We start from the raw sequence: 11,549 nt of genomic DNA, 5'->3' as shown, positions 1-11,549 counted from the left end.
CGGCAAACGCCATGAACTCCGTCGTGCAGACCGGCGTGAAGTCGGCCGGGTGGGAGAAGAGGATGACCCACTTTCCCTTGAGATCGGAGAGTTTCAGGCGTCCCTGGGTGGTCAGCGCGTCGAACTCCGGTGCTTTCTCCCCGATAACCGGCATCTGGAGTACTGCTTCGGGTTCCATGACTATCTCCTCGGGCGGTTGCCCAGGTACTCCTCGAGAGCGGTCTTGCCGTGGACATAGGCCGGCATCCCCGCGAGCAGGAACGCAACCCGAAGCCCCTCCTCGATCTCTTCCTTCGATACGCCGAGGTTCGCGGCACCGGCCATCTGCGCCCGGACGGCGTGTCCGTCCCGGAGTGCTGCGGCGATTGCGATCGCGATGACTTTCTTCGTCTGTCTCGAGAGGGCGCCGTCGGCCCAGATCACCTGGTCGAGCCCCATGACCTTCCCATAGAGGTCGGGGTCGGTCTGCTTCAGCTCCTTGAAGATCTCGGGAACCTTCCCGATCTTCTCTTCGAGTCTCTTCTCTTCCATGCCGATCACTCCTCAAGCACCATCGGCTCGCCGCAGCAGACCAGTTCTCCGCCGCCGGCCTCCATCACCTGGACCACATTTCCGCAGATCTCGCAATGGTAGACCTGTCCTTTTGCCGAGACATTCACCATCCTTCTCACCTCATAGTTCTGATTATTTCTTCCTTTCCGGGGGGTTCATGACGTCTTCCGGGGTCTTGATATCCGGCCGGATGTGGGTCATCGGGAAGCAGTTATACATTTCGCAGGCGCAGGTCGGGCACTTGACGAGGTCCGCATCGGTGCTGTCGACACGGACTTCTCGCCCGCAGTCGATACAGATGTAGCGGCCGGGGCCCGGCTTCTCTCCTGCCTTCGCTGTTTTGCTGGTTCCTGGTTCAACCACAGAAAATCACCGAACTGTTACTATTATTTCAAGGTATTTAGCAGTTGTCAACCTGACAAGCACCGGATCGGGGGGGGTGTCCGGTTATCCGGGCCCGTACCCGGGGAGCCCGCATCTTATTAATAGGGTCGTGCATAACCCTGCACCATGCCCAAGAAGGTTATCGCGCTGCTCGGGAGCCCGATCCTCGACGGAAACACCGCTCGCCTCCTCGAGGAGGCTATCCGGGGTGCCGGGGACGCCGGGTGCGAGGTCGAGAAGATCGAGGTCGCGCAGATGGATGTCCTGCCCTGCATGGAGTTCTTCCAGTGCAAGGGGAGCGAGACCTGCCTGATCCAGGACGAGATGACGGAGATCTTCCGGAAGTTCCGGGAGATGGACGGCCTGATCGTCGCGACGCCGGTGATGACGATGGGCATCCCCGGCAGGCTCAAGTCCTTCATCGACCGGTTCCAGGTCTTCTACATGGCCAAATACCACCGGAATCACTCTTTCATCTCCCCCGAACGGCGAAAAGAGCGCAAAATGCTCTTCATATCGATCGCGGGGATGAACATCCCGAACGTCTTTGATGGGGTCCTGATGACCGCTCATGCGTTCGGGGAGATCATCGACTGCCCCCTCTGGGGCAAGGTGCTCCAGAACGATATGGACACTATCCAGGATATCACCACGCGGCCGGATGTGATGGAAGCCGCCTACCGGAAGGGGCGTGAACTCGGGCACCTCCTTGCCGGCGGCAACCCCTCACCGTGAGGTGTCGGGCTCGATGTGGACGACGACCTCAGCGAGCCCCGGCACCGTCTCTTTGAGCCGCCGCTCCACCTCCTCGGATATATCGTGGGCGCGGGAGACCGGGAGGCCCGGATCAACGACGATATGAATATCGGCAAAGATTTCCCCCGGTTTGCCCCGGCACCGGAACTCGTGGTACCCGGCAACCCCGGGAGTGTCCGTCACCACCGCCCGGATGAGGGCCGGGTCGCAGGGGAGGTTCATCGTGTCGGTGAGGACCTGTGCGGCGTCGTAGAGGATCGAAAGCCCCATCCTCGCGATGAGGAGGCCGATGGCAAACGCGATGAGCGGGTCGGCCGCCGGGAACCCGAGCCTGACGGCTATAAATCCCCCGATGACCGCGACGGAGACGAAGACGTCGCTTCTGGTGTGCTGGGAGTCGGCGACCAGGATCTGGCTCTGGTACTCTTCGCCGCGCCGACGTTCGTAGGTGGAGACGGCGATGTTGATCGCGAGCGTCGCGAGCATCACCCCGACGGTGACCGCGGTGATATCGGGCGTGACCGGGACGATGAGGCGCCGGTACCCCTCATAGAGGATCCCTGCCGCGGTCAGGAGGAGCATCGCCCCGATGACGAGCGTCCCGAGCGTCTCGATCTTGCCGTGGCCGTAGGGATGCTCCGGGTCGGGAGGCCTCCCTGCAAAGTAGAGGGCGACGATCCCGACGACGTTTGAGAACGAGTCGAACCCCGAGTGGAAGGCATCGGCCACCATGCTCACCGATCCGGCGAGCAGGCCGAAGATCGCTTTTGCGAGTGCAACGGCAAGATTCAGCGCGAGGACGAGGATGAAGACTCGCTGCACCCGGTTACCTTGCATGCCTCCCGGTAGTGGCGCTCCCCCGGGATAGGGTTTCCGGCGATAGTGGTGAAAGGTTTAATAGGACCCTTTTCGAAATGATCCATCTATGCCGACTGATGAGAACGCTCAGAACGCGTATGCCGGGGAGTCCCAGGCGAACAGGAAATACTCGGTCTTTGCCGAGAAAGCAGCCGCCGAGGGCTACCCCACGGTAGGAAAACTCTTCCGGGCGGCGAGCGAGGCGGAAGCCATCCACGCAAAGCGCCTCCTCTTCATCTTGAACGCCGTCGGGAGCACCGAGGAGAACCTCAAAGGTGCGATGGAGGGGGAGAACCACGAGTTCATGGAGATGTATCCCCCGTTCGTCGCCGAGGCGAAGAAGGAGCGGAAGAACGAGGCCGCGATCGTCTTCACCCACGCCATGAAGGCCGAAGAGGTGCACGCGAACCTCTACCTCCAGGCGCTCGAGGCCGTCCGGGAAGGAAACGACCTCGACGTGGGGGCGATCTACCTCTGCCCGGTCTGCGGCAACATCGAGATCGGGGCGGCACCGGAGAAGTGCCCGATCTGCGGGGTTCCGGCACGGATGTTCCGCGAGATCCAGTAACTCTCTTTTTCGTCTTCCCCGTTGCGCCCGGGTTTTGCGGGCCGGTCACCCTCATAACATAAATAGGGCTCCTGAGATACTCAACTTCCATGGCAGGCGTGAAGGTCTACACAACGGAGAGCTGCCCCTACTGCCGGATGGTCGAGACGTTCTTCCGGAAGCACGGCGTCGAGTACGAGCACGTCGACGTCGGGAAGGACCGCGAGGCGGCCCGGGAGATGATCCGGGTTTCGGGACAGCGGGGGGTGCCGGTCACCGTCTTCGGCGACGAGGTGATCGTCGGGTTCGATACGAAGAGGCTCAAGGAACTCTTCGGAACGCCGATCGGGAAGGCGGTCTACGATGTCGCCATCGTGGGCGCAGGACCTGCCGGGCTGACCGCCGCGGTCTACTCCGCCCGGAAACTCTTGAAGACCGTCGTCATAGCGGAGAACATCGGCGGCCAGGCAGCCTGGAGCTGGGCGATCGAGAACTACATGGGGTTCTCGACGATCTCGGGAGGGGAACTCCTCCACAAGTTCGAGGAGCAGGTCCGGGGGCTCGACGTCCGTCTCGAGCTCGACAGCGTCCGGAGCATCGAGCGAGAGGACGACTCCTTCGTCGTCCGGATGGTCACGGAGAACGTCTACCGCTGCCGGACGGTCATTCTTGCCTCGGGGAAGGAACCCCGGAGACTGGGGCTCCCGGGTGAGGACCGGCTGATGGGGAGGGGCGTCTCCATCTGTGCGATCTGCGATGCCCCGCTCTTCCGTGATAAGCCCGTCGCCGTCGTCGGCGGCGGCAACGCGGCACTCCAGACCGCCATCGAGATGAAGAAGTTCGCGAGGTCCGTGGTTCTGGTCGCCCGGAGCGCCCTCCGGTGCGACGAGGTTTACGTTGCCCGGGCCGAGGAGGCGGGTATCCGGACCTTCCTCAACCATGAGGTGACGGAGCTCCACGGTGAGGCGGCCCTGACCGGGATCACGATCCGCGACCACGAGACCGGGGAGGAGACGGCCCTTGACGTGGACGGGCTCTTCCTCGCGATCGGGCTTGTGCCGAACACGCGGTTCCTGGGAGACCTCGTGGCCCTGAATGAGCGCAACGAGATCCTCATCGACGAGAACGGTCACACGAACGTTCCCGGGATCTTTGCGGCCGGGGACGCGACCTGCGTCAAGGCCAAACAGATCATCGTCGCCGCCGGGGATGGGGCGAAGGCGGCGCTCTCGGCACACGAGTATCTCGAGAGCGAACGGGGAGAAGAACAGACCGTCTGTGCGTGAAGGCCGCGGGGGTCCATCCCCCCGCTTCACCCCGGCGGTGGCCACCGCCATCAGTATTTTCAGAAATTTCTGAATATTCAGAATGTCTATATGCTCAGGGTGCCAACCCTGATCCGTGAGCAGTATGGAAGATACTCCAAACGTTGAGCGAAGGTCCTCCTGCGCCGGGGCCTGCACGATCGAGGCGGTCGTGAGCGTCGACGCACGGGGGCAGGTGGTACTCCCGAAGGAGATCCGCGACCGTGCGGGGATCGCACCCGGCGACCGGCTTGCGGTCGTCTTCTGGGAGAAGGAAGGGGACGTCTGCTGCATCACGCTGATCAAGGCGAGCCACTTCAACGGCATGGTGACGACGCTGCTCTCTCCCATGGCGGAAGATCTCGCAGGCAGAGGAGAACAGGACTGACCGGGAGGTATCGATATGAAGAAGGAAGACATTCACAAACAGGTGCGCACCGCCTATGGGCAGGTTGCCCGGCAGGGCGGGTGCGGGTGCAGCACCGGGTGCTGCGGCACCGGTATGACGGCAGATTCGGTGAGTCTCGGGCTCGGCTACTCGGAGGAAGACCTCGCACAGGTGCCGGAGGGCGCGAACCTGGGGCTCGGGTGCGGCAACCCGGTGGCGCTCGCCTCTCTCCGGGAGGGGGAGGTCGTCCTCGACCTGGGGTCGGGGGCGGGGTTCGACTCCTTCCTTGCGGCGGAACGGGTCGGCCCGGCGGGCCGGGTCATCGGGGTCGACATGACGCACGATATGCTTGATAAGGCGCGGGAAAACGCGAAGCGCGGCGGCCGCACGAACGTGGAGTTCCGCCTCGGCGAGATCGAGCACCTGCCGGTGGCGGACGCCTCGGTCGACGTGGTCATCTCGAACTGCGTCATCAACCTCTCCCCCGATAAACCGCAGGTCTTTCGAGAGGCGTTCCGGGCCCTCCGCCCCGGCGGGAGGCTCATGGTCTCCGACATCGTGCTCGCGGCACCGCTCCCGGCAGAGGTCCGGGACTCGGCGCTCCTCTACAACAGCTGCGTTGCAGGAGCATTGCTCAAGACCGAATACCTCGGCCATATCGCCGGTGCGGGCTTTACGGAGGTCACGGTCCAGGGTGAGACGGTCTTCCCGCTCGAGCATATCGTGAGCGAGCCGGACCTCGCCGCGATCCTCGAGGGCGTGGCCCTCAATGAGGGCGGGAGGGCGTCGCTTGAGAAGAGCATCGTGAGCATCAAGGTCGCCGCCAGGAAACCGGCGGGCTGCACCTGCACCTGCGGCGGGACGCGGTAACCCGCTCCGTTTTTACGCGGGCCTCTCCCGGTCCCCCGGGAGAGGGGGGCTACCTCTCGATCCCGAGGTCTTCGAGGTCCGCAACGTAGAATCCTTCGGCCCGAAGCGCTGCCTTGCCCTCGATGGTGCGGGCAGCGATGCCGGTGGTCGTCGGCCGGACAAGGGCCTTCACGAGAGGTATCTTCTCCTCCAGGGTGGCAAGGATGCCGTGCGCCTCGGAAAGCGAGAGGTCGCGGTTCTTGATCTCGACGGCGAGGTTCCCCTCCGGGCCAAGGGCGAGAAGGTCGATCTCGTCCCCCCGGCGATTCCACCAGGGGCCGATCTCCTCGTACCCCTTCTCGAGGTCACGGGCGAGGAGGATTCGCAACATCTCCTCGAAGGCCAGGCCTGAGAAACCCCGCCACTCCCGGAGGATTCGGTCCTTTAAGAGGTCGAAGCGGCCGCTCTCGTACAGGCTCATGTTCCGATAGATGTAGTGCGCATAGAACCGGAAGAAGTTGTCCGCAAAGACGTACCTGCCCATCTTCGAGCGTTTTCCCCGCTCGGTGACCGGGACCCGGTAATCGACGACCCCGAGGAGGTCGACAAGGTCGTGCAGGTACGGGGGGAGCGAGGTCGGGGGGAGGCGAACAACGTCGGCAATCTCCTTCTGGGTTCTCTTCCCCATGGCGATAGCAGCGAGGATCTCGTAGTAGGTCGCGTGCTCCCGCCCGAACTCCTCGATCACAACATCACTCATCTCCCGGCGGAGGGGAGCGAGGTCGTTCAGGATGAGTCGATCGAGGGCGCTATCGAGGTCGGTGCACTCATACTTCTCAAGGAAGGTGTAATAGTAGATCGTCCCGCCGAAGAGGAGGTAGAGGTCGAGTTGCTCTGCCGGGTCCCGGACACCCAGGTCGTCGAGGATCGTAAGGCACTCCCGGGGGCCGAACGGACGAAGCGTCAGGATGTTGTCGGCCCGCCGGAAGAGGGGGGCGTTTCCTTCGAGAAAGATCTCCCGGATCATCCCGACCGACGAACCCGAGACGATGATGAAGAGGTACGCGTTCTGCCTCTTTGTGTCCCAGAACCGCTGCATCTGGGAGATAAACGAGGGGTGGATCTTGAGGAACCGCTGAAACTCATCGAAGACGACGATCAGGGGCTGATCGTAGGAGAAGAGGAACTCCAGAAGTGCTTCTGGAGTGTCGGCCCTGATGTAGGCGGGGAGGTCGAGCGCCTCTGCCGTCAACCTCCAGAACTCCTCCATGAGGGCTTCGATACTCTTGTTCGCATCGACATAGAAGTAGAGGGCCGGTTTTCCCCTGCAGAACTCCCTGATCAGCTCGGTCTTGCCAACCCTTCGTCTGCCGGTGACGACGAGAAAGGAGGGGGCCCGGGCGTAGAGGTGCTCCATCAGCTGGAGTTCCCGCTCCCTGCCATAAAACTTCATAGTGATTATTGATATAATTATTATAAATATAATCATTATGGTGCCGTCGCCCGGAGACACCCTTATCTCTGAGAACGACGATTCCCCGCCATGGATCGGTCGGGGGCACTTGCGGTTCTCCTCCCCGGGGAGCGGGCCGGGTGATCGAGGAGCATCTCCGGGCGAGGACGAACGGGATGCTCGCTCGGGTGGCAGGCCTCGTCGCCTGGACCGGGGCGACCCCGAACACCCTCACCCTGCTCGGGTTCTTCGGGATGGCCGGTGCCGGCATCCTCTGCGCCTCAGGATCGTTCTTTCTTGCCGGAGTCACTGTTGCCGCGTCGTGCATCTTTGACGCGCTCGATGGGGCGCTCGCCCGGGTGACCGGCGCCACTTCAATCTTCGGCGCGTTCTTCGACTCGTTCCTGGACCGCTACGCCGAGGCGGCGGTCTACGCCGGGCTCCTCGTCTACTACGCGGGAGCAGGAACCCCCTGGGGCATCGAGGCCGCCTTCGCCGCCGCGATCGGGTCGCTGATGGTCAGTTATGCACGGGCCCGGGCTGAGGGGCTTGGGATCGCGTGCCGGGCCGGCCTCTTCGCCCGGCCGGAACGGCTCGCGGTCATCATCGCCGGCCTCGTCACCGGCTTCATCCTCCCGGCGCTCATCCTCCTCGCGGTCGGCACGAACGCCACCGCGGTGCGAAGGCTCCTCGCTGTCCGGGGGGCGGCAGGTCCAGGCCCCTGATCAGGCCACTTGCACCTCCGTCGTCCGGTCGAAGGGGACCTCGAAGGTCGCGATGCCGTAGTCGAAGACGCCCGTTCCGCTCACCCGGAGCGTGATCGCCCCATCCGAGAGACCCTGGAGGAGCGCCTGGACAAGCCGCAGGTTATCGACGGTCACCGGGATCGAGACGGTGGTCGTCCCCCGCGGCCGGACGGAGAACCCTCCCCGCTCCCCGTGCGCGAGGAAGACCCATTGCCCATCGTCGAGGAAGGAGACGTTGAACGCGACCCGGTTCAGGGTGGCGCCGATGGGGTTGGGGTTCTCGATGGTGACCTGCAGCGAGAGGTCGACGCTCTGCAGGGTGACGTTCTCGACTGTGACGTTCTCGACGGTGACGGTCGGCTCCTGGAGCGGGGGGGCCGCACACCCGGCGCTGCAGAGCAGGACGGCGACGATGACGGCGAGAGATCGCATGCCTTTCGCCCCCTTTATGAGCTCCCTCCATAGGAGAGCACCGGTTCGACGGGGGAAAACCTCCCAACAACGATGTTGTCGGCGTAGAAGTGGTGCGGGTCGCCGGAGGCCCATGCGGACGACCCGATCAGCGCGACGTCGGTGAAGACCGTCCCGGCCGGGACCGGCGCTCCGTCGGCGAACCGGAGCGGCGCCTGCCCGAGGTGCTCGCCGTCCACCCACGCGTCTTCGGTGGCGTTCTGGGGGTCCAGGATGACTTTGACGTGGTACCAGGTATCGGTCTCTGCCCGGGCATCGGCGGAGAAGTTCCGGTGGGTGCCGTCGTAGTGCTGCATGGAGCCGTTCCGGAGGTGGAAGGCGTAGAGCCGGTCGGTCTCGTTCCAGGCCTGGAGGTAGCCCGAGCCGCACCACCGCCCGAACTCGCTGACCCGGAAGTCGCCCTCGATGACGATGGGCCCGGAGGAGATGTTCGCAAGGCAGACCCGGTTGTTCGCGAGGTGCCGGAGGTCGGGCTCGGAGACGTTGATATCTCCGGCGTATGCGCCGTCGCGGACGACCCCCGACTGGACAATGGCGCTGGAACCGCAGAACGACCACCGCGAGAGGTTGCCCCGCTCGTAGTCCTCAAAGAAGAGGAAGACGGCGTCGGGATCGCTCGCGTCCCGGGCTGCCGGGTTGCCGTAGAGCATGGTGATCGCGGTCGCGTTCGCCGGGAGGGCGAGCCAGACGCGGGCGTGAGCGCCGTCAGTGACGTTCTCGGTCCAGTGGGGGATGGCGGTCCCGCTCCTGTCCACGAACCGGATGTCGGCGAAGTCCGGCCGCATCCCCGGGAGGTAGGTGGCGTTGAAGGCGACCGCAAGCCCGTCGACCCCGGAGGGGTTCGCGACCGAGATCTCCTGCTCCCGGGCGGAGGTCTCGACGGTCGTCGTGATGCCGGAGGCATCCGTGACGAGGACGTCGGCGGGCGCCGGGACGGCCCCCGCGGGGGCGATGAGGAGCAGCACGACGGCTCCCCCGATGAGAACGATCCAGCCGTTATCCATGGTGGCGTTCCCTTACATCCCCGACCTATATCCATGTAGCGCACCCCAATGCTGATGCTCCCGGAGGAAGCACGGTATACCGTGAGCAGCACCGTCGTAATCATCGGGGGAGGCCCCGCCGGGCTCTTCTGCGCCCTCCGGGCCACAGAGGAAGGGCGGAACGTGGTCCTCTTCGAGAAGAAACCTGCACCGGGGCGAAAACTCCTGCTCGCGGGGTCGGGGCAGTGCAACATCACCCACGACGGGGAGATCGCCGGCTTCCTCACCCACTACGGCGACCACGGGGCGTTCCTCCGGCCCGCGCTGATGAACTTCACGAACCGGGACCTCATCGCCTTCTTTGCCGCTCGCGGCCTTCCGATGAAGGCCGAGCCCGGGGGGAAGGTCTTCCCGGAGACCCGGCGGTCCGCCGACGTCCTCGCCGTCCTCCTCGCGGAGTGCGCCGCCCGCGGGGTGGACCTCCGGTGCGGCGAACCGGTTCGGACCGTGGAACGGGAGAGCGATGAATTCATCGTCCGGACGGAGAAGGCGGCCGTCCGGGCCGGGGTGCTCGTCATCGCCACCGGGGGAGCCTCTTACCCCGCCACCGGCTCGACCGGGGACGGCTACGCCTTCGCCCGGGCCCTCGGGCAGCCGGTCACGGAGGTTGCCCCGGCGCTTGCCCCGGTCTACGTCGGGGCCTATCCGTTCGCCGACCTGGCCGGGATATCCTTTGCGAATATCGCCCTCGCCGTCTACCGGGGCGGGAAGCGTGTCCGCCGGCAGACCGGCGACCTCCTGCTGACGCATACCGGCCTCTCGGGCCCGGGGATACTCGACCTCTCCCGCTCCCTCCTCCCGGGCGACGAACTCCGGGTCACGTTCCTTCCCGGGATGAACGCGGAGGAGGTGCGAAAGCGCGTCGCCGACGCGGTCGCGGCGGGCGGGGCCCGGCAGGTGAAGACCGTCCTCGCCGACCTCTCCCTCCCGGAGCGGTTCGTCCGGCGGCTGCTCGAGATCGTCGGGGTCCTGCCGGGAGAGACCTGCGCCCGGCTCCCGAAGAAGGCCCGGAACGCCATCGCCGCCTCCCTTGCGGAGTTCCCGTTCACCGTGGCCCGGCTCGGGGGGTTCGATGAGGCGATGGCGACGAGGGGCGGGGTCGCCCTCGAGGGGATCAACCCAAAAACGATGGCGTCGAAGACCGTCGAAGGGCTCTACTGCATCGGCGAGGTGCTCGATATCGACGGCGATACCGGGGGCTACAACATCCAGGCCGCGTTCTCCACCGCGGCGCTCGCCGCGCGGCATATCGCCGGCCCCCGTACGTCACGGTGACCGGGCTCGTTCTGCATCCCTTCCGGGACCCCGGTTTCTTACCACGATCTCTCTTTCCCGGAGGCTCCTTGCGGTGCTCCCTCCCGGTGCCGCGGCGATACGGCATATCTCCCCGGGAACCGCCCGTGACAAAATAGATACTCTGATATATTTTGTGTTGCATTAAAATATATTGAGTCAACAGCGTGATTTGGAGCACTATTCATGCGATCTTTCTCCTCTCCGTCCTCCTCGCCCAGGGGCACCTGGTCTACGACGGCGGATCCGGTGACCCCGGTCTCAGTGCCGCCCCGGAGGCTTCGGTCGAGCGGTTTGCGGCTCTCTCTACACCCACGGCGGATCCCTCCCCCGACGCTCTCATCGACCGGGTGGACCGGGCGACGTTCGCCTGTGTCGACGGCACCCCCCGCCTCTTCCCGGTGGGCCTCAACGCGACCCTCACCAGCAGGGCGGGAGACTGCACCGACCTTGCGCTCCTCAGGGCGGAGGTCCTCCGCTCCAACGGCATCCCGGCCCGGCCGGTCCACGGTCTGATGGTCTGGGACGCAGGGACGTTCCGGACCGACGCCCTCCACGTAGAGGTCTTCGGGAAGGGTATCGCCGTCCACGACTGGGTCGAGCTCGGCGACGGCCGGACGATGGGCGCCTATGAAGGCGTCCCGGGGATCCGGTGCGTCAAGACCGGCAACGGGGTCTGCCTCCAGCCGGTCTTTGAAGCGCTCGGTTACCTCTGAGTGCCGCCGCCCCCGGAAAGATTCAATACCGGGCGCACCAAACGGGCAGTATGAGCTTGTTCACCGCGCTCCTTGCCCTGATCCTGGTCATCGTCGTCGCGTATGTCCTCTATAAGCTGGTCAAGAGCGTAACGGGCCTCATCATCAACGCCGTCGTGGGCGTGATCCTGCTCTGGCTCATCAACCTCC

Annotated in this window: 16 protein-coding genes; 8 read left to right on the top strand and 8 right to left on the bottom strand. The window is 64.7% G+C overall.

Features of this window, described 5'->3' with window-relative positions; genetic code table 11:
- From PLN84_RS11290 to PLN84_RS11275, 4 genes are all read right to left on the bottom strand, one after another.
- On the bottom strand, positions 1 to 178 hold a 178-nt coding region (locus PLN84_RS11290), incomplete at its 3' end, for a redoxin domain-containing protein (RefSeq protein ID WP_348532080.1).
- A gap of 2 nt (positions 179 to 180) precedes the next feature.
- Positions 181 to 531, bottom strand: coding sequence for a carboxymuconolactone decarboxylase family protein (locus PLN84_RS11285; RefSeq protein WP_292384118.1), 351 nt, complete (start codon positions 529 to 531; stop codon positions 181 to 183).
- A gap of 5 nt (positions 532 to 536) precedes the next feature.
- Complete coding sequence (locus PLN84_RS11280) at positions 537 to 662, bottom strand: desulfoferrodoxin FeS4 iron-binding domain-containing protein (RefSeq protein WP_292384119.1); 126 nt, start codon at positions 660 to 662, stop codon at positions 537 to 539.
- A gap of 22 nt (positions 663 to 684) precedes the next feature.
- Positions 685 to 915 carry a hypothetical protein gene (locus PLN84_RS11275; protein ID WP_292384121.1) on the bottom strand — a complete coding sequence of 77 codons (231 nt, stop codon included), beginning with the start codon at positions 913 to 915 and terminating at the stop codon, positions 685 to 687.
- A gap of 147 nt (positions 916 to 1,062) precedes the next feature.
- Between PLN84_RS11275 and PLN84_RS11270 the strand changes: the two genes are divergently transcribed.
- Entirely contained in the window at positions 1,063 to 1,671 is a 609-nt protein-coding gene (locus PLN84_RS11270; RefSeq protein WP_292384122.1) for a flavodoxin family protein, read from the top strand.
- On the opposite strand, the gene PLN84_RS11265 is transcribed toward PLN84_RS11270, so the two are convergent.
- Complete coding sequence (locus PLN84_RS11265; protein WP_292384123.1) at positions 1,663 to 2,529, bottom strand: cation diffusion facilitator family transporter; 867 nt, start codon at positions 2,527 to 2,529, stop codon at positions 1,663 to 1,665. The genes PLN84_RS11270 and PLN84_RS11265 overlap by 9 nt on opposite strands.
- 88 nt (positions 2,530 to 2,617) lie before the next feature.
- On the opposite strand from PLN84_RS11265, the gene PLN84_RS11260 reads away from it, so the two are divergent.
- From PLN84_RS11260 to PLN84_RS11245, 4 genes are all read left to right on the top strand, one after another.
- Positions 2,618 to 3,118, top strand: coding sequence for a rubrerythrin family protein (locus PLN84_RS11260; RefSeq protein WP_292384125.1), 501 nt, complete (start codon positions 2,618 to 2,620; stop codon positions 3,116 to 3,118).
- 89 nt (positions 3,119 to 3,207) lie between these two features.
- Positions 3,208 to 4,383 (top strand): FAD-dependent oxidoreductase, encoded by a 1,176-nt coding sequence (locus PLN84_RS11255; RefSeq protein WP_292384127.1) that lies wholly within the window; start codon positions 3,208 to 3,210, stop codon positions 4,381 to 4,383.
- Between the two features lie 124 nt (positions 4,384 to 4,507).
- Positions 4,508 to 4,789 (top strand): HgcAB-associated protein HgcC, encoded by a 282-nt coding sequence (locus PLN84_RS11250; RefSeq protein WP_292384128.1) that lies wholly within the window; start codon positions 4,508 to 4,510, stop codon positions 4,787 to 4,789.
- A 15-nt stretch (positions 4,790 to 4,804) separates the two neighbouring features.
- The gene (locus PLN84_RS11245) at positions 4,805 to 5,659 is read left to right on the top strand and encodes an arsenite methyltransferase (RefSeq protein ID WP_292384130.1); all 855 of its coding nucleotides are present in this window, start codon (positions 4,805 to 4,807) and stop codon (positions 5,657 to 5,659) included.
- A gap of 49 nt (positions 5,660 to 5,708) precedes the next feature.
- On the opposite strand, the gene PLN84_RS11240 is transcribed toward PLN84_RS11245, so the two are convergent.
- A complete protein-coding gene (locus PLN84_RS11240) occupies positions 5,709 to 7,091 on the bottom strand; it encodes an ATP-binding protein (protein ID WP_292384132.1) in 1,383 nt (460 codons plus the stop codon).
- Between the two features lie 140 nt (positions 7,092 to 7,231).
- On the opposite strand from PLN84_RS11240, the gene PLN84_RS11235 reads away from it, so the two are divergent.
- Entirely contained in the window at positions 7,232 to 7,816 is a 585-nt protein-coding gene (locus PLN84_RS11235) for a CDP-alcohol phosphatidyltransferase family protein (RefSeq protein ID WP_292384133.1), read from the top strand.
- On the opposite strand, the gene PLN84_RS11230 is transcribed toward PLN84_RS11235, so the two are convergent.
- Together PLN84_RS11230 and PLN84_RS11225 are read right to left on the bottom strand one after the other, a co-directional pair.
- A complete protein-coding gene (locus PLN84_RS11230; RefSeq protein ID WP_292558948.1) occupies positions 7,817 to 8,269 on the bottom strand; it encodes an LEA type 2 family protein in 453 nt (150 codons plus the stop codon). It lies immediately after the preceding gene.
- Between the two features lie 14 nt (positions 8,270 to 8,283).
- Positions 8,284 to 9,312 (bottom strand): DUF2341 domain-containing protein, encoded by a 1,029-nt coding sequence (locus PLN84_RS11225; protein ID WP_292384136.1) that lies wholly within the window; start codon positions 9,310 to 9,312, stop codon positions 8,284 to 8,286.
- 54 nt (positions 9,313 to 9,366) lie between these two features.
- Here PLN84_RS11225 and PLN84_RS11220 point away from each other — a divergent pair, with 54 nt between their 5' ends.
- A complete protein-coding gene (locus PLN84_RS11220) occupies positions 9,367 to 10,626 on the top strand; it encodes an NAD(P)/FAD-dependent oxidoreductase (RefSeq protein WP_292558947.1) in 1,260 nt (419 codons plus the stop codon).
- Positions 10,627 to 10,811: 185 nt separating this feature from the next.
- On the top strand, positions 10,812 to 11,360 hold the full coding sequence (locus tag PLN84_RS11215; RefSeq protein WP_292384138.1) for a transglutaminase-like domain-containing protein: 549 nt from the start codon (positions 10,812 to 10,814) through the stop codon (positions 11,358 to 11,360).
- Positions 11,361 to 11,549 lie beyond the last annotated feature (189 nt).

The sequence above is a fragment of the Methanoculleus sp. genome (assembly GCF_035363275.1).
Classification (GTDB): Archaea; Halobacteriota; Methanomicrobia; order Methanomicrobiales; family Methanoculleaceae; genus Methanoculleus.
This window is presented reverse-complemented; position numbering and strand designations above follow the sequence as displayed.

Excerpts from the sequence above, each read along its gene's own strand:
- PLN84_RS11285 (WP_292384118.1), bottom strand. The coding sequence starts at position 531 with ATGGAAGAGAAGAGACTCGAAGAGAAGATCGGGAAGGTTCCCGAGATC.
- PLN84_RS11280 (WP_292384119.1), bottom strand. The coding sequence starts at position 662 with ATGGTGAATGTCTCGGCAAAAGGACAGGTCTACCATTGCGAGATCTGC.
- PLN84_RS11270 (WP_292384122.1), top strand. The coding sequence starts at position 1,063 with ATGCCCAAGAAGGTTATCGCGCTGCTCGGGAGCCCGATCCTCGACGGA.
- PLN84_RS11265 (WP_292384123.1), bottom strand. The coding sequence starts at position 2,529 with ATGCAAGGTAACCGGGTGCAGCGAGTCTTCATCCTCGTCCTCGCGCTG.
- PLN84_RS11260 (WP_292384125.1), top strand. The coding sequence starts at position 2,618 with ATGCCGACTGATGAGAACGCTCAGAACGCGTATGCCGGGGAGTCCCAG.
- PLN84_RS11255 (WP_292384127.1), top strand. The coding sequence starts at position 3,208 with ATGGCAGGCGTGAAGGTCTACACAACGGAGAGCTGCCCCTACTGCCGG.
- PLN84_RS11250 (WP_292384128.1), top strand. The coding sequence starts at position 4,508 with ATGGAAGATACTCCAAACGTTGAGCGAAGGTCCTCCTGCGCCGGGGCC.
- PLN84_RS11245 (WP_292384130.1), top strand. The coding sequence starts at position 4,805 with ATGAAGAAGGAAGACATTCACAAACAGGTGCGCACCGCCTATGGGCAG.
- PLN84_RS11240 (WP_292384132.1), bottom strand. The coding sequence starts at position 7,091 with ATGAAGTTTTATGGCAGGGAGCGGGAACTCCAGCTGATGGAGCACCTC.
- PLN84_RS11230 (WP_292558948.1), bottom strand. The coding sequence starts at position 8,269 with ATGCGATCTCTCGCCGTCATCGTCGCCGTCCTGCTCTGCAGCGCCGGG.
- PLN84_RS11225 (WP_292384136.1), bottom strand. The coding sequence starts at position 9,312 with ATGGATAACGGCTGGATCGTTCTCATCGGGGGAGCCGTCGTGCTGCTC.
- PLN84_RS11220 (WP_292558947.1), top strand. The coding sequence starts at position 9,367 with ATGCTCCCGGAGGAAGCACGGTATACCGTGAGCAGCACCGTCGTAATC.